This window comes from Xiashengella succiniciproducens (genome assembly GCF_023674465.1).
Lineage (GTDB): Bacteria > Bacteroidota > Bacteroidia > Bacteroidales > Marinilabiliaceae > Geofilum > Geofilum succiniciproducens.
Genome location: NZ_CP098400.1, coordinates 338291 through 355432, shown reverse-complemented (window position 1 = coordinate 355432; position 17142 = coordinate 338291). Strand labels below are relative to the sequence as shown.

At 44.7% G+C, this 17142-nt stretch carries 12 protein-coding genes; 5 read left to right on the top strand and 7 right to left on the bottom strand.

Translation table 11 applies throughout. The features are described 5' to 3' along the window. Positions 1–32: 32 nt before the first annotated feature. From M9189_RS01530 to araA, 4 genes are all read right to left on the bottom strand, one after another. The gene (locus tag M9189_RS01530) at positions 33–1706 is read right to left on the bottom strand and encodes a ribulokinase (RefSeq protein WP_250724152.1); all 1674 of its coding nucleotides are present in this window, start codon (positions 1704–1706) and stop codon (positions 33–35) included. Positions 1707–1716: 10 nt separating this feature from the next. Then, positions 1717–2403 (bottom strand): L-ribulose-5-phosphate 4-epimerase, encoded by a 687-nt coding sequence (locus M9189_RS01525; RefSeq protein ID WP_250724151.1) that lies wholly within the window; start codon positions 2401–2403, stop codon positions 1717–1719. A 113-nt stretch (positions 2404–2516) separates the two neighbouring features. After that, positions 2517–4448, bottom strand: coding sequence for a sodium:solute symporter family transporter (locus tag M9189_RS01520; RefSeq protein ID WP_250724150.1), 1932 nt, complete (start codon positions 4446–4448; stop codon positions 2517–2519). A gap of 82 nt (positions 4449–4530) precedes the next feature. Further along, the gene (gene araA, locus M9189_RS01515; RefSeq protein ID WP_250724149.1) at positions 4531–6015 is read right to left on the bottom strand and encodes an L-arabinose isomerase; all 1485 of its coding nucleotides are present in this window, start codon (positions 6013–6015) and stop codon (positions 4531–4533) included. Between the two features lie 494 nt (positions 6016–6509). On the opposite strand from araA, the gene M9189_RS01510 reads away from it, so the two are divergent. The 3 genes from M9189_RS01510 to M9189_RS01500 are packed head-to-tail and all read left to right on the top strand — an operon-like array spanning position 6510 to position 11575. Further along, entirely contained in the window at positions 6510–8351 is a 1842-nt protein-coding gene (locus M9189_RS01510; RefSeq protein ID WP_250724148.1) for a DNA topoisomerase IV subunit B, read from the top strand. Positions 8352–8389: 38 nt separating this feature from the next. Next, positions 8390–11056, top strand: a complete 2667-nt coding sequence (locus tag M9189_RS01505; protein WP_250724147.1) for a DNA gyrase/topoisomerase IV subunit A — start codon at positions 8390–8392, stop codon at positions 11054–11056. Between the two features lie 3 nt (positions 11057–11059). Further along, positions 11060–11575, top strand: a complete 516-nt coding sequence (locus M9189_RS01500) for a shikimate kinase (protein ID WP_250724146.1) — start codon at positions 11060–11062, stop codon at positions 11573–11575. Positions 11576–11656: 81 nt separating this feature from the next. Here M9189_RS01500 and M9189_RS01495 read toward each other — a convergent pair whose 3' ends face one another. Beyond that, entirely contained in the window at positions 11657–12310 is a 654-nt protein-coding gene (locus M9189_RS01495) for a hypothetical protein (RefSeq protein ID WP_250724145.1), read from the bottom strand. Between the two features lie 205 nt (positions 12311–12515). Here M9189_RS01495 and M9189_RS01490 point away from each other — a divergent pair, with 205 nt between their 5' ends. Both M9189_RS01490 and M9189_RS01485 read left to right on the top strand, forming a co-directional pair. After that, positions 12516–13190, top strand: a complete 675-nt coding sequence (locus M9189_RS01490; RefSeq protein ID WP_250724144.1) for a hypothetical protein — start codon at positions 12516–12518, stop codon at positions 13188–13190. Between the two features lie 119 nt (positions 13191–13309). Continuing rightward, entirely contained in the window at positions 13310–14098 is a 789-nt protein-coding gene (locus tag M9189_RS01485) for an ADP-ribosylglycohydrolase family protein (RefSeq protein WP_250724143.1), read from the top strand. Positions 14099–14183: 85 nt separating this feature from the next. On the opposite strand, the gene lon is transcribed toward M9189_RS01485, so the two are convergent. Both lon and M9189_RS01475 read right to left on the bottom strand, forming a co-directional pair. Beyond that, complete coding sequence (gene lon / locus M9189_RS01480) at positions 14184–16574, bottom strand: endopeptidase La (protein ID WP_250724142.1); 2391 nt, start codon at positions 16572–16574, stop codon at positions 14184–14186. A gap of 217 nt (positions 16575–16791) precedes the next feature. After that, entirely contained in the window at positions 16792–17055 is a 264-nt protein-coding gene (locus M9189_RS01475; RefSeq protein ID WP_250724141.1) for a type B 50S ribosomal protein L31, read from the bottom strand. Between the last annotated feature and the right edge of the window lie 87 nt (positions 17056–17142).

The window sequence follows — 17142 nt, the reverse complement described above, 5'->3', positions numbered from 1 at the left end:
TTGGTCCGGTATTAATTCCGATATGCCCTTAATCAGATCTTTTCCCTTTCTGTAAAGGCTCCCAGTTTGACATACTTTTCGTAGATCTCAGCATAAGCCTTAACATTAGCAGGATTTGGAGTGTATTCTTTTTCAAAACCCTTAGCCATTGCCTTCTGAGCTTCCTCTACATTGCTGTGTACTCCTGCTGCAACAGTAGCAAACATAGCAGCACCAACAGCACAGGTTTCAACTGTGCGGGCAACCTTGATAGGCATGTTAAGAACATCAGCAAGAGTCTGCATAACAAAAGGAGACTTCTTGGCAACACCACCCAGACCTATTACTCCGTCTATCCTTACACCTTCACGGGCGAAACGGTCAACTATGGCCTTGGATCCGAATGCAGTCGCTTCAACCAATGCACGGAAGATGCGGGGTGCATCACTGCCAAGCTTCAGGCCGGCTATAGAACCGGTAACTTCCTGGCTTGCATCAGGTGTACGACGTCCGTTCATCCAGTCTACTGCTATTACTGTTGACTCCTCAACAGGAATTTTCATTGCAGCTTCAGATAGTTTCGGGATTATCTTATCCTCGGTTTCCTCAATCAACTTAGCTCTTGTCTCAGCATCAACAATTGTGGTATCAGCAAGGATGTTTTCAAGAGGCCATGAGATAACTCTCTTAAACCATGCATAGATATCACCGAAACCTGACTGACCAGCTTCAAGTCCGACGTAGCCGGGGATTACCGAACCGTCAACCTGACCGCAAATACCAGCAATCAGCTTGTCACCTATCTGATCATAAGGAGCGATCATAATGTCACAGGTGGATGTACCGATGGCACGTGCAAGCACGTTGGGAGTAACTCCTCCACCAACGGCACCCATGTGACAGTCAAAGGCTCCAACACCAACGGCAACCCTGGTAGTAAGGCCAAGTCTTTCAGCCCATTCGGGTGTAAGGTTGCCAACCCTTACATCAGCGGTATAGGTGTCCTTATACAGACGATCACGATATCCTGCAAGAAGAGGATCGAGAGCTGTCAGAAATTCTTCTTCAGGCAAACCACCCCAGCTTTCATGCCACATAGCCTTGTGACCGGCTGAGCAACGGCTGCGTATTACTTCACCTGGTTTAACCCTTCCTGTGATAAGAGCAGGCATCCAGTCACAGTGTTCAATCCATGAATAGGCGGCCTTGCGAACTTTCTCGTCGCTACGCAGTACATGAAGTACCTTGGCCCAAACCCACTCTGATGAATATATGCCACCCTCATATTTTGTATAATCAATCTTCCACTTACGTGCAAGTTCGTTAATCTCTGCAGCCTCCTTAACGGCTGTGTGATCCTTCCAGAGAACGAACATAGCATTGGGATTCTCGGCAAACTCAGGCAGCAGTGCCAGAGGAGTACCTTCCTCGTTGACGAACACCGGAGTACTTCCGGTTGTATCGAAAGAGATACCCACTACCTTTTCAGCAAAGCCTGGACCTGCCTTCTTAAGCGTGTCCTTAACGATATATTCCATCACCTCTATATAGTCGAGGGGATGTTGGCGGTACTGATCCCTTGCAGGATCACAATACTTACCTTCGATCCAGCGTGGATAGTGCTTTACGGAAGTTGCTATCTCATCTCCCGTTGCAGCATCAACCAATACGGCTCTGGCAGAGTCAGAACCATAATCCAATCCTAGTACATATTTCTTATCTGACATATCTTACTTTTTATTTCTGTCCGTAATAGGCATTCTTGCCGTGCTTGCGTTCATAATGCTTAGTAACCAGAGCCTTATTCATGGTCAACTTGGGATTGATTGAAAACGCCAGCTGGGCCATTCTAGCAACTTCCTCCATCACAACGGCATTATATACCGCATCATACGGGGTCTTACCCCAGGAGAAAGGACCGTGGTTCTTGACAAGAACACCGGGAACTTCAAGCGGTTTGATACCTTTGAACCTCTCGATTATTGCAGTTCCTGTAGTCTTTTCATATTCCCCCATTACCCATTCCTCAGGCATATCGGGAGTGCAGGGTATGTCCTGTGAAAAATAGTCGGCATGTGTTGTACCGATAACAGGAATATCCTTTCCGGCCTGAGCCCAGGCTGTTGCGTATGTGGAATGAGTGTGAACTATACCTCCCACTTCGGGAAAAGCTTTATATAGTTCGATATGTGTGGGAGTATCTGATGAGGGACGAAGGGTACCCTCGACGACCTTACCGTCAAGATCCACAACGACCATGTCCTCAGCTTTCATCACATCGTAATCAACCCCACTGGGTTTGATTACTATAAGTCCCTTGCTGCGGTCAATTCCGCTTACATTTCCCCAGGTAAATAAAACAAGTCCATGTTTTACAAGATCCAGATTCGCTTTAAATACCTTCTCTTTTAACTCCTCAAGCATGGCTGTAAATTTTACAATTATGAATTTTAGTAAGCAAAAGCACGACCTAAGGAAGCAGTAACAAACCCCTCAAAGCCGTGCTTTCGTTAAATCAGGCACTTATGCCAATCCTATTACCAGAATATGGTATAAAGGAATGCAAGTATCGCAATAATACCCAGTGAACCAAGTCCAAATCCGATATCAGTTCTGAACAGGTTAAGGTCAACAGCAACTCTCTTAGGATCTTCAACAGTGTCCTTGGCATTAGATCTCAGGAATACAGCTATATAGATCATAAATCCTGTGAAGCAAAGGAATGCACTTGGGAATCCTAGGTTGTTCAGGTATTCGAATGTAGGTGTTGAATCACCGCCAAACAGAACAACAAAAGAAGCTATCAGGGTAATTACACCTACAATGGCTGCAATATTTGACCATTTCAGCATAACCTTAATATCCTTTTCAGAAGGAAGAGCAGTTGCACGAGCCTTCTTGTCAGTATAGGTCAGAGCAATAAACATACCCAGCAGTACCAAGAATACAAAGCCCATACGGAACTGGAACGGCATGTCGGGGAAAGCGACTTTGAAGAATACACCTGCAGGAATTGTTGCTATAGAAGTCCATACAGCAGCACTTCCGGATGCCCTCTTCCACAACAGACCCAAACCAAATACTACAAGGATACCAGGATAAATAAATCCTGAGTATTCCTGGATGTATTGGAAAGCCTGGTCGAGACCACCAAGCAGAGGTCTTACTGCTATAAGTGCAATAACCAGTGAGATAAATGCTACCCAACGACCAATGTGTACCAGCTTCTTATCAGCAGCATCCTTATTAATGTGCTGCTTGTAAATATCCATTGTGAAGATAGTAGCAGTTGAGTTAAACATAGAAGCAAGAGATGATACAATTGCAGCAAGAAGTGCAGCAAAGGTAAGTCCCTTGATACCAACCGGAGTAAAGTTACGTATCAGCCATGGATATGCCTGGTCAGCTATAAAGCTTGATGAATCCGGTAGGTGCAGGTTACCTTCCATCAAACCAGGGATGGCCTGTGGATGATTGATAATAACATAAGCACAGATACCTGGGATAACAACTACAAATGGAATCAGAATCTTTAGGAAGGCTGCAAAGACAAGACCTTTCTTAGCTTCATTGATGCTCTTGGCTGCAAGACCCTTCTGGATAATATACTGGTTGAAGCCCCAGTAACCAAGATTGGTAAGCCACATACCACCAACAAGTACTGCAAGACCTGGCAGGTCCATATATGAATCAGGACTAACTGAACGGTCAACAACAAGGTTGAAGTGGCTGTCAGCCGGAAGTTCCTTGAGTGTGTCGTAGAGAACCATAAAGCCTCTTCCTACGCCACCGTCGCTTCCTGATACGAAGTCAAGGGCAAAGAAAGCAGTAACAAGACCACCTCCTACAAGGAAGAATACCTGAAGTACATCAGTCCATGCAACTGAAGCCAGACCTCCATAAATTGAATATACACCGGCAATAACGAAGAGAATCAGTACAATCAGCATTCTTACAGAAACGTCAATACCGACAATTGAAACTGACATACCAGTAAGACCTAAGATCTCTTCCAGAGCCAAAGCTCCAAGCCAGGATACAGAAGTAAGGTTGACAAATACGTACAGGAACAACCAGAAAATAGAGAAGGCAAGACCAACACCACCATTGTATCGTTCACGCAGGAACTGAGGAATGGTGTAGATCTTACGGTCAATCATAATTGGCAGAAGGAACTTGGCCACAATAATCAAAGCTGCAGCTGCCATAAGCTCGTATGCGGCAATACTAAGTCCGATCCTATAACCGGATCCGGACATACCGATAAACTGCTCAGCAGAAATGTTTGCAGCGATGAGGGAGGCACCTACAGCCCACCATGTTAATGTATTTCCGGCCAAAAAGTAGTCGTTGGCCGTTTTTTCCTGCCCTTTCTTTGTTCGGGACAGGAAAAGTCCCAGAAAGATCAGAACAACAATGTAAAAGGCAACAATGACGTAGTCAATCGTTGCAAAGCCTGATATGTTCATAAACCAGTAGTTGAAGTGTTTATACTTACTATTAGTGACTTCTGGCCCCCCGGCCAGAAGTCGCAATAATAATCAATAATTATTAAAGTTTGTAATATACTTCGTTAAAACGCAATTCCTTACGGAAATCCCTGATATTGGTGTTCTCATCGATCACCACCAGTTCTATACCTGCTATTTCAGCAAAGTCCTCCATATACTCAACAGTCAGGTCATATGAAAAGCTGGTGTGGTGAGTACCACCTGCAAGAATCCATGCTGCTGCACCAACTTCAAAGTTGGGTCTAGGTATCCAGAGTGAACTTGCTACCGGAAGCTTTGGAAGCGGCTTAGACTCAATACAGTCAACAACATTTACAATCATACGGAAGCGGTTGCCCATGTCAACGATAGTGGCTGCAACACCTTCTCCCGGCTTGCTTGTGAATACAAGGCGGGCAGGATCATTCTTACCACCGATACCCAGTGGGTGAACTTCAAGACGAGGCTTTTGAGCTGCAATCATAGGACATACTTCAAGCATGTGAGCCTGCAGAATTGCGCTGTTTTCACCGTCAAAGTTCAGTGTATAGTCTTCCAGGAATGAACATCCCTTAGGCATACCATAGCTCATTACATACATGGTGCGGTACAGGGCTGCAGTCTTCCAGTCACCTTCTGCACCAAAACCATAGCCTTCAGCCATAAGCCTTTGGGCTGCAATACCAGGAATCTGGTCAACACCAGCAAGGTCATCAAAGTTGGTAGTAAAGGCCTTTGCACCCTTCTCCTTCAAGAACTTACGCAATGCCAGTTCGATACGTGCTGCATGGACTACCTGTCCTCTCTTCTTTCCTCCTTCTTTGCAGTCAGCTGCTACTTCATATTCTTTTTCGTATGTATTAAGCAATTCAGCTACCTCAGCATCAGTTATGGTGTTCTGAACAGCTACCAGTTCTGCAATAGGACAGTAGTCAACGTGGTAACCAAACTTGATTTCAGCGTCAACCTTGTCACCATCAGTTACTGCTACATTGTTCATCTGATCACCAAAGCGAACGATGCGCATATCCTGTGCATCAGCCCAGGCAGCAGATACTCTCATCCAGATAGCAAGCTTATCTTGTACCTTGGGATCCTGCCAGTGACCTACTACAACCTTACGTGGCTTACGCAGACGGGCTGTGATATGACCAAATTCACGGTCACCGTGAGCACTCTGGTTCAGGTTCATAAAGTCCATATCCATTGTATCCCAGGGTATCTCCTTGTTAAACTGGGTATGGAAGTGAAGTAAAGGTTTGCGCAACTCCTGCAGACCATGAATCCACATCTTGGATGGTGAGAAGGTGTGCATCCATGTGATAACACCTATACACTTGTCATCATAATTGGCTGCCTTAAGTGTTGCTGTTACTTCCTTTGCAGAGTTAACAGTACCTTTATATACCACCTTTACGGGCAATTTACCTGAAGCATTCAGCCCATTAACCATTTCATTTGAGTGACCATCTACTGCTATTACGGCATCACCGCCATACAACAGCTGAGCTCCTGTCACAAACCAAACCTCAAAATCTTTATACATAACTATCAAGTTTAATTTTTCTATAAATCTTTATTCCTTCCGACCTCGTATTCTACTCAGTCATTGTTTACTAATCCACATTACAGGGCCGGACTACCCAAGTAAAATCCGGCTTAAAAGTATCCATTACATTTATTAAAACAAAAAAAATTAAGTGAAAATCAATGCAGCTTATCTATCCCCCCTGCATGACCGGGCTCTACAGGTTGACACTATTAAAGATGGATTAATGAATTTTAGTATAAATATCATCATTCTATAAATAAGTTGCCCTGATTTGAAGCGATTTAACATTTTTAAACAATTGTCTTATAAAAAGAACCTACCTCAGGTGTAACTCAGTGAAACAAGCAGAGCATTCAGGGCCTAACGCCCTGAATGCCTGCAATCAACAGGCTTTGTTGAAAAACAAATTTCGATTGGTTTGGGCTTTTAATTATATTTGAAAGCTTTTTGGGTTAGAGTGTATAATTAGCCGGTAAAGACAAATAAGGATGCAGGAAATGATTGATAACTATTCGGAAGAGTCCATTCAGACCCTTGATTGGAAGGAACACATACGTCGTCGCCCGGGTATGTATATCGGGAAGCTGGGAGACGGATCTTACAGTGATGACGGTATTTATGTGCTTCTCAAGGAGGTGATGGACAACTCCATTGATGAGTTTATGATGGGATACGGCAAGAAGATAGAGGTCAACATCGTGGACGGGAAGGTCTCGGTGCGAGACTTCGGACGCGGTATTCCCCTGGGCAAGCTTGTTGAGGTAGTATCCAAGATGAACACCGGAGCCAAGTACGACAGCAAGGCATTCAAGAAATCAGTTGGATTGAACGGTGTCGGTGTGAAGGCCGTAAATGCCCTCTCGTCTGAGTTTGCTGTCAAGGCATTCAGAGATGGAGAGGTTAGAAAGGCTGACTTTGTTAGGGGAGAGCTTATCAACGACTTCCCGATCGAGAAAACAAATGAACCCAACGGTACCTATGTAGAATTTACTCCCGATGGTGATATTTTCGGCAGCTACGGATTTAAGGAAGAGTTTGTCGAGAATCTTCTTAAGAACTATACCTTCCTCAACTCGGGACTTACAATAGTATATAACGGAACTCCCATAGTTTCCAAGAATGGATTGCTCGATCTGCTTGAAGAGAAGATGACAGAACCAGGCATCTATGCCCCCATCCATCTCAAGGGTGAAGACCTGGAGATTGCGATGACTCATGCAGAACAATATGGAGAGGAGTACTATACCTTCGTAAATGGCCAGCACACCACTCAGGGTGGAACCCACCTGATAGCATTCAGAGAGGCTGTTGTCAAGACCATCAGGGAATTTTACAACAAAAACTTTGACGTGGCTGATATACGTCAAGGTATGGTTGCTGCAGTCAGTATCAAGATAGAAGAGCCGGTATTCGAATCCCAGACAAAGACAAAACTGGGATCCAAGGATATGTCGCCCGACGGAGTATCTGTGCGTAACTTCGTACACGACTTCATAAAAAAACATCTTGACAACTACCTGCACAAGCATCCTGAAGTGGCAGAAATCATGCTACGCAAGATCCAGGATTCTGAAAAGGAAAGAAAGGCAATATCAGGAATTCAGAAGCTGGCCCGTGAACGCGCCAAAAAGGTAAGCCTACATAATAAAAAACTGCGCGACTGCCGTATTCACTACAATTCAAATGCAGAGCGCAAATTGGAATCAGCAATCTTTATCACTGAGGGTGACTCTGCGAGTGGATCTATTACCAAAGCCCGCGATGTTGTCACTCAGGCGGTGTTTTCCCTCAAGGGAAAACCCCTTAACTCCTATGGGCTAAGCCGGAAGGTCGTGTATGAGAACGAAGAGTTCAACCTCCTACAGGCTGCGCTTAACATTGAAGAGGGTATGGAATCATTGCGTTACAATTATGTAATCATAGCAACTGATGCCGACGTGGATGGTATGCACATACGCCTGCTGCTTATTACCTTCTTCCTCCAGTTCTTCCCAGAGCTTATCAAGAACGGTCACTTATACATACTACAGACCCCTCTTTTCAGGGTAAGAAATAAGAAGGAGACCAGGTATTGCTATACCGATGAGGAAAAGCAAAGGGCTATCAAGGAACTGGGACCCAATCCTGAGATTACCCGATTCAAAGGTCTTGGTGAGATCTCTCCTGATGAGTTCAAGTATTTTATAGGCAAGGATATGCGCCTCGAAAGAGTTCGCATGAAGAAGGAGGACTCATCAAAGGATCTGCTTGAATTCTATATGGGTAAGAACACTATGAGCAGGCAAAACTTTATCATCGAGAACCTCATTGTTGATGAGGAAATGTTATAATCAGGCCTTAGGGCAAATAGAGGTTAGAAAAAAATACGATGGACAAGGATAATACATATTACGATAACGACGAGTCTGATTACAGGAAAGAAGGCAGCAATGGAGAGGGGAACTTTGACGAACCTGTAAACGGGGACGGTGTGACAGAACATCCCGGTGGTATACCTGTCATTACCCCTATGCAGGGTATGTACCGTGACTGGTTCCTGGACTATGCCTCTTATGTTATCCTGGAACGTGCTGTACCCCACATTAATGACGGACTTAAGCCGGTACAGAGACGTATTCTGCATTCAATGAAACGCCTCGATGACGGTCGCTTCAACAAAGTGGCCAACATCATAGGTCATACCATGCAGTTCCACCCCCACGGTGACGCATCAATTGGTGATGCCCTGGTTCAGCTGGGTCAGAAAGACCTTCTTATAGACACTCAGGGTAACTGGGGGAACATATATACAGGCGACAGGGCTGCTGCTCCTCGTTACATCGAGGCTCGCCTTACAAAGTTTGCCAACGAGGTTGTTTTCAATCCCAAAGTCACTGAATGGAAACCGTCGTACGATGGACGTAACAAAGAACCCATTACCCTTCCGGTTAAATTCCCGCTCCTGCTTGCACAGGGAGTGGAAGGTATTGCAGTGGGACTTGCATCCAAGATTCTTCCTCACAACTTTGGTGAACTTATAGATGCTTCTATAGCATATCTTGAGGGCAGGGATTTTGAACTATATCCCGACTTCCCAACAGGTGGAATGCTAGATGTGTCAAGATATAACGACGGATTGAGGGGAGGCCAGATCAAGGTACGTGCACGTATCAGCAAACTGGACTCTAAGACCCTTGTAATCACAGAAATTCCGTTTGGAAAGAATACATCGACTCTTATCGACTCTATACTTAAATCAGTTGACAAGGGCCAGATCAAGGTCAGAAAGATTGACGACAATACTGCCGAAAACGTTGAGATCCTCGTTCACCTTGCACCGGGAGCCTCACCCGACAAGACCATTGATGCACTATATGCATTTACAGACTGTGAACTTGCAATCTCTCCGAATGCCTGTGTAATTAAGAACAACAAACCGGCATTCCTCGGAGTATCAGAAATACTCAAAGCAAACACAGACCATACTGTTCACCTGCTTACAAGGGAACTTGAGATACAGAAAGGGGAACTGGAACAGGAATGGCACAATACTTCGCTTGAGAAAATCTTTATTGAAAACAAGATTTATCAACGTATCGAAGACTGCGAAACCTTTGAAGCAATCATCCAAACCATCGATCACGGATTGGAACCATTTAAGCATAAGCTGAAAAGGGAAGTTGTTCGTGAGGATATTATTCGCCTGACAGAAATCAAGATCAAACGCATCTCACGTTACGATTCTAAAAGGGCTGATGATTACCTTTTGTCGATAGAGGAAGAACTTGAGACTGTAGAGTACAACCTCAGGAATATTATTCCTTTCTCAATTGAGTATTTCAAGAGGCTCAAGAAAAATTATGCCGCTAAGTATCCCCGAAAGACAGAGCTTAGAAGCTTCGAAAACATTGAAGCGACCAAGGTTATCGTTAACAACGAAAAGCTCTACATCAACCGTGAGGAAGGCTTTATCGGTACCGGCCTTAAGAGGGATGAGTATATCTGCGACTGTTCCGACATTGACGATATAATCCTGTTTTACGACGACGGCCGTTATATAATAACCAAGGTACAGGAGAAGGCCTTTGTGGGCAAGGGAGTAATCTATGCCGGTGTATTCAAGCGTGGTGATACACGGACCATTTACAATGTGGTGTACCGTGACGGCAAGCATGGCACTACCTATGCCAAGCGCTTTGCAGTTACAAGTATTACCCGTGACAAAGAATATAATCTTACTAGGGGAACAGAAGGATCCAAGGTGCTGTATTTCAGCGCCAACCCCAATGGAGAGGCTGAGATACTCAAGGTCACTCTCAAACCACGTGCACGTATCAGAAACCTCATCTTCGACTATGACATGGGAGAGCTTATTATTAAGGGAAGAAGCGCCATGGGTAACATAGTCTCAAAAAACGAAGTTCACAAAATCGTACTGAAACAAAAGGGAGCTTCTACCCTTGGTGGACTTAAGATCTGGTTTGAACCGGAAACCCTGCGTCTGAATGACGACGGAAGGGGTAAGTATCTTGGCGAGTTTAAGGGTGAAGATCAAATCCTTGTTGTTACAAAGGACGGCCAGTTTTATCAGACCGGTTTTGATCTCAACACACACTTCGAGGATAATATTCTTGAAATAGAAAAGTATAATCCCGATACTGTCTGGTCGGCTGTTTACTTTGATGCCGAGCAGAACTATTTCTACATCAAACGCTTCCAGATTGAAAGCACAAGACAGATGCAGCGCTTTATTGGCGAGCATCCCGGATCTTATCTGGTCAGAATGACCAAGGTGGACTACCCACGCCTGGAGATAAAATTCGGTGGCGACGACCAAAAGCGTGATCCAGAAATCGTCGAAGTTTCAGACTTTATCGGTGTCAAGAGCTATAAGGCAAAGGGAAGAAGGTTGACTACCTATCAGGTAGAACTAATCAATGAACTTGAACCTCTGATTGTCCCTGAAAAGGACAATGATGAAGCCGACGACTCTGATGATATTGAAGATGGAGATGATGCTACCCCAGATGGTCAAATGTCAATATTTGACAACTAAGTCATGGCAGCAAAGAGGATATATCTGACTGGCTTTATGGGCTGTGGCAAAAGTACAGTAGGACGTATGCTGGCACCAGCCCTGAAATGGCGCTTTATAGACCTGGACAAGTATATCGAGGATAAAGAGGGACGTACCATACCAGAGATATTTGCCGCTGAAGGTGAGTCCTTCTTCAGGCAACTGGAAAACGAGGCTCTGCAAGATATCGTCTCTATGGAGGATGTGGTGGTTGCAACCGGTGGAGGTGCTCCCTGTTTCCTTAACAATATGCAGTTGATGAATGAAAGTGGACTTACTGTATATCTTAAGGTTGCTCCTGAGGAATTATTCCTAAGGCTAGGTCCTGGAAAAACGGAAAGACCCCTTCTTGCAGGAAAGAGCGATGAAGAGCTTCTTGCATTTATAAGGGAAAAACTGGGAGAAAGGGAACCATGGTACCTACAGGCAAAGGAAACAGCAGATGCCGGTCTTTGGGGTATGGATCACTATCTTAGAATAGTTGAAAAGTATCTCTAGTTCTCTATTATTTTAATACATATAATAACAAAACGGGGCGGTCCTTCCTGACCACCCCGTTGCTTTTATATAAACTGCCTATCAAAACCCTATTGACACATTGAATGAGAGGTGAGGATTGGGAGGTGCCGGCACCATCACATAGCCCACTTCCAATGGTAGATAAATATATCCATTATAATAGGCATAGGGCATATCATTGATAATCCTGATCTCACATCTGGGAGGTAAGACCCTTACTTTTGGGAAGGGAGGATCAAATATTACATATCCGCGTCCGGGATGGTATGCATAAAAGTGCTTGCCAGCATGGAAATAATGGTGTCCATTGTGATAGATCCTGTCTACATGCTTAACAGGAAGATGCCTGTGATACACATGTTTGTGATGAGCAGGAGCTGGTTTTGGGGCTGGCTTGTGATAAGCATGCTTGTGAGCCGGTGCATGCTGCGGTGCCTTATAGCGTTCAGGAGTTGCCTGAGCCCTGGGCTTTGCAGTATTTTGAGGCTGACGACGCTCTTCCCTATACTGATATGTATTCTTTTTCTCCTGTTCCCTGCCTGATCTTTCAACTCTATTTTGAGTGCTTCTCTTTTGCTCACTCCTTGCTTTGTTGGCTTCAGAACCGTTGTTACGGGCACTGCTGCGGGGACCTGTCTGTGCTGATGCTGTTAATGCTATCATAGCTATAGCTGCTACAGCTGTAGTCTTTCTGAGGTTTATAATTGCTTTCATGGTTCCCGGTTTTTAAGTTAAACATCTGTTTGGGTTCCTTTATTGGTATAAAAGCAAATGCTATGCCAATATTCATAATTGCACATGACAAGCTGAACCTAACAGACTTAAATCATTATTAGTGAATGAGTAATATAAAATCATGAATAGATACTTTTTAAGTAAAAGATTCATTATTTTTAACCAGATAAACTCAGAAACCAAGATGAAGGGAGAAGAACAAAGCAACTTAGGTGATGCCGCAAGAGCCGCTGCCCTTGAAAAGGAGTTGATGCGCCTCAAAAGTATTAACCGTAAGCAGTCCGTTAAATACAACCGCCTGAAGAAGATCTTCTTTTTTACCAATATATTCATCATAATCCTGTTTGTAATGATGTTCTCGTACAGGATGATACACTGGCCGGAAAGCAATACTGAAAGTAAAGCTATGGTAAGTGCTGTGCAGTTACCTGAACAGATTGAAAACACACAGAATGACACGGATAGCATTGTAGTTACATCCCTACAGCCGGAGGTTGCAACTGAAGATATGATTAGCTTTTATGTTCCGGCCGACGGTATATTATTCAGTGTACAGATTGGAGCCTATACAGGGGTGGATATGAGTCCCTATTCACTCAACCTGCTCTCAATAAAGCAATATTCATATCAGGACATTAACCAGCTAAGCGTAGGAATATTCCAGGATTACAATAAAGCTGTCAGCTTTAGGGACCTTATGCTACAGATTGGCTTTAATGATTCTTTTATTATTGCCACCCTAAACGGTAAACGAATCCCTGTTCAGGAAGCACTTGCAATTAAGAGCACTGCATCAACAGGACAAACATTTCCAACTTCTGATGCAGGGCATGCCGATCCCGGGGCTTCAGGATTCTGAACACATCAAACCATCCAAAACTGTTTAAGAATATATAAAAAACCTTTGTTTTTAAGGCAAAACTTTAGATATTCGCCAAGTTGTTGTTCAAATCAGTCTTAGTTAAGACATTTTGATCTATGAAGGGAGCTATTATCGGAGATATCATTGGTTCTGCGTTTATCGACAGTGATCTGTCGTCTGTTGACTTTCAACTGTTCAAACCTGCATCAGAATTTACCGACGATACAGTTTTGACTCTTGCTACCGCAGAATCCGTACTCACCGGTAAGCCTTATAAACAAACCCTGATAGATTGGACCCTCAAATATCCCGACCAGGGATACCGGAATCATTTCCTCGTATGGGCTCAAAAGGGAGGAGAAAGCGATTATGTGAGCGAAGGAGACGGAGCTGCCAGGCGTATCTCTCCCATCGGTTTTGCTGCCACCTCTATAGAGGAAGCCATGAGGGAAGCTAAAGCATCCACTATTATTACCCACAATGTTCCCCACAGAATAGAAGCAGCCCAGGCCTCAGCTGTAGCCATCCACATGGCCAGGAACGGCGCAACCCGCAAAGAAATCAAAGCTTTTGTATCTGTCCATTTTGGATATGACCTTGACATCAAGGTTGCTGACTGGAAAAACAAGATCGCATTGGGCAAGGCTCTGATGACACCTGTTCCACCTGCTATTGCTGCTTTCCTTGAAGCATCCGACTTCGAAGAAGCTATACGCCTTGCAATCTTTATCGGTGGCCCGTCAAACACTATCGCATCTATAGCCGGCGCTCTTGCACAGGCTTATTTCAAACACATTCCAAAGGCCTTTATTAAAAGGGCTCTTGGCAGACTTACTCCCGACATGGAGGCTCTGATGAATGAGTTTGAAACAAAATACGACATTCCAGTAGAAGCCAACGCATAAAAAACAGCGTAGCCTCGGGACTACGCTGCCTATTGAGTCTTCCAAATTCATAAGCAAGACGCCTGATATACAGGAAACACATTACTTACTCCAGTGCCAGTTTCAGCACCTCCATTATATTGGTTACATAGTGGAAGGTAAGCCCTTCGAGATAAACCTCCTTGATCTCTTCTATATCCTTGCGGTTGTCTCTGGGCAGAATTATATCCTGAATACCTGCACGCTTTGCAGCAAGTATCTTTTCCTTGATGCCTCCAACCGGCAGCACCTTACCTCTCAAAGTGATCTCTCCGGTCATTGCCAGACGTGGCTTCACCTTGCGACCCAGCAACACCGACGCAATGGAGGTAACCATTGTGATACCTGCTGATGGGCCATCCTTGGGAATAGCACCTTCAGGAACGTGAACGTGCACATTGTTATTCTCAAAAACAGAAGCATCAATGTTCAGTTCTCCGGCCTGTGACTTGAGGTACTCGAGAGCCAGGATAGCCGATTCCTTCATCACGTCTCCAAGATTACCCGTTAGGGTGAGGTTGCCCTTACCCTTGCTCAGACTGCTTTCAACAAAAAGGATCTCTCCTCCAACTGCTGTCCAGGCCAGACCGGTAACAACTCCAGTTGTTGCATCCTTTTCCCATTTCTCCTTGGTGTAGCGCTCTACACCAAGCAATTGCCTTACATCCGCAATCTTCATATTCTTGTGGAAGGTTTCACCTGAAGCAATCTTCAGGGCCATCTTCCTGAACAGTTTTGCCAATGTTTTGTCAAGCTTTCGGACGCCCGACTCACGGGTATAGCTCTCGATAATGTAGGTCAGAACGGCCTTTGACAGAGTAACGCTACCTTTAGGAATGCCATGAGCCTCCATCTGTTTTGGCACCAGGTGCATACGGGCAATCTCTACCTTTTCATCCACCGAGTAACCGTTGACCTCTATCAGTTCCATACGGTCAAGCAAAGGATCTGAAACAGAGCTGAGCGAGTTGGCTGTTGCTACAAACAAGACCTTGGATAGATCAAAATCTACATCCAGATAGTTGTCGTGGAAGGTATTATTCTGCTCTGGATCCAGCACTTCCAGCAATGCTGAAGCCGGATCACCATGGAAACTCTTGCCCAGTTTGTCAATCTCATCTAGGATAAATACCGGGTTGGCAGAACCGGTCTTCTTAAGGCTCTGAACGATACGACCGGGCATTGCACCTATATAAGTCTTTCTGTGTCCCCTTATCTCAGCTTCATCATGAAGACCACCAAGTGACATTCTGACATATTTACGACCAAGGGCCTCGGCTACTGATTTTCCAAGAGAAGTCTTACCAACCCCGGGAGGACCATAGAGGCAAAGTATCGGAGACTTAAGGTCTCCCTTGAGCTTGAGCACCGCGAGGTGCTCAAGGATACGCTCCTTGACGTTGTCCAGCCCATAGTGATCCCTGTCCAGAATCTTTCTGGCCCTGCTCAGGTCGAAGTTGTCATCAGTATACTCATTCCATGGCAGATCTAGCATAGTCTGCAGGTAGTTGTACTGCACAGAGTACTCGCCCGAAGCCATGTTGAGCTTCCTTAGTTTGTCAAGTTCCCTGTTAAATACATTGCTGACCTCCTCGCTCCACAGCTTCTTCTTTGCAGCTTCCTGCATGGCTCTGATTTCCTGCTCGATTGGATTGCCTCCCAGCTCATCCTGAATGGTCTTAATCTGCTGGTTGAGGAAGTACTCCCTCTGCTGCTGATCAATGTCCATCTTGACCTTCATCTGAATGTCATTTTTTAGCTCAATCAGCTGAAGCTGTTGCACAAGATGCTCGGTAAGTGCAAGTCCCCTGCCCTTCAGATCTTCTATCTCGAGGATCTTCTGCTTCTGTGCTACATCCATCTCAGCATTGGAGGCTATATAGTTGATCAGAAACACGGGATTTCTGGTGTTCTTAAGGGCAAAGGACGCCTCAGCAGGAACACCGGGATTGCTCTTGAGAATTCTGAGGGCAAGATCTTTTATCGAACTGACAATTGCCTCAAACTCACGCTTGGAGTCATCTGCCGGTACTATATCCTCTACTACCTCGTAGGTAACCTTCAGATATGGTTCGTCGCTGACAAGCTCCTTACACCTGAACTTCATCCTTCCCTGCACTATCACGGTAGTAGAACCGTCAGGCATTTCAAGTATCTTCAGTACACGGGCAATTGTTCCTATAGTATAAAGATCCTTCAGTTCAGGATCATCAAGTTCCTGTTCAATCTGAGCAACAGCTCCCAGAAAACCCTTGGTTCTGTGCACATCCCTTATCAGTTTCAGAGACTTGTCCCTCCCCACCATTATCGGAAGAATCACACCCGGAAACAGCACTGTGTTGCGCAGCGGCATCAAAGGCAGATGCTCAGGAAGACTGTCCTCATTCTGCTTGAGGTTGAAGTCATCATCTTCCATAATTGGGATAAACTCCGAGTCCGAACCCAATAGCTCACTCATCCCTATAGCAATTTTGTATTTCTCCATATTCAATTTACTCCTCCTGTCAAAATGGCACGCATAATGCGATTTTTATCCCATTTCGACAGCTTTTTGCTAAAATTATACGTCCAGACAATAAAGACAATAGCCGTGCCAGCTATAAGGGAAATCGGAAATGGGCATAAAAAAAGGCATCCCTGCAGGGATGCCTTTTAGCTCTTTGACAACAAAAGAATTACTTCTTCTTGTTATCGTAATGCTTTTGGTATCTGCTCATGAACTTATCAACCCTACCGGCAGTGTCAACAAGTTTCATCTTACCGGTATAGAAGGGGTGAGAGGAGCTTGTGATTTCAAGCTTTACTAAGGGGTACTCAACTCCATCTATTACTTCAGTCTCACGAGTATGAACAGTGGAACGGTTTATAAAAGTATCACCGTTTGACATGTCTCTGAAAGCTACCAAACGGTAATTCTCCGGATGAATTCCTGTTTTCATGGATCATTTTTTTTACGCCTCCGGGCACCACAATTTTAAGGTGTTTCGGAAGTCTTCTGTTTAATACTCTGTTATTCTCTCAAAACG

What these genes read in the sequence shown, in the direction of transcription:
- M9189_RS01530 (WP_250724152.1), bottom strand. Translation starts at nt 1,706, where the DNA reads ATGTCAGATAAGAAATATGTACTAGGATTGGATTATGGTTCTGACTCT.
- M9189_RS01495 (WP_250724145.1), bottom strand. Translation starts at nt 12,310, where the DNA reads ATGAAAGCAATTATAAACCTCAGAAAGACTACAGCTGTAGCAGCTATA.
- M9189_RS01510 (WP_250724148.1), top strand. Translation starts at nt 6,510, where the DNA reads ATGCAGGAAATGATTGATAACTATTCGGAAGAGTCCATTCAGACCCTT.
- lon (WP_250724142.1), bottom strand. Translation starts at nt 16,574, where the DNA reads ATGAGTGAGCTATTGGGTTCGGACTCGGAGTTTATCCCAATTATGGAA.
- M9189_RS01520 (WP_250724150.1), bottom strand. Translation starts at nt 4,448, where the DNA reads ATGAACATATCAGGCTTTGCAACGATTGACTACGTCATTGTTGCCTTT.
- M9189_RS01490 (WP_250724144.1), top strand. Translation starts at nt 12,516, where the DNA reads ATGAAGGGAGAAGAACAAAGCAACTTAGGTGATGCCGCAAGAGCCGCT.
- M9189_RS01525 (WP_250724151.1), bottom strand. Translation starts at nt 2,403, where the DNA reads ATGCTTGAGGAGTTAAAAGAGAAGGTATTTAAAGCGAATCTGGATCTT.
- M9189_RS01505 (WP_250724147.1), top strand. Translation starts at nt 8,390, where the DNA reads ATGGACAAGGATAATACATATTACGATAACGACGAGTCTGATTACAGG.
- M9189_RS01475 (WP_250724141.1), bottom strand. Translation starts at nt 17,055, where the DNA reads ATGAAAACAGGAATTCATCCGGAGAATTACCGTTTGGTAGCTTTCAGA.
- araA (WP_250724149.1), bottom strand. Translation starts at nt 6,015, where the DNA reads ATGTATAAAGATTTTGAGGTTTGGTTTGTGACAGGAGCTCAGCTGTTG.
- M9189_RS01485 (WP_250724143.1), top strand. Translation starts at nt 13,310, where the DNA reads ATGAAGGGAGCTATTATCGGAGATATCATTGGTTCTGCGTTTATCGAC.
- M9189_RS01500 (WP_250724146.1), top strand. Translation starts at nt 11,060, where the DNA reads ATGGCAGCAAAGAGGATATATCTGACTGGCTTTATGGGCTGTGGCAAA.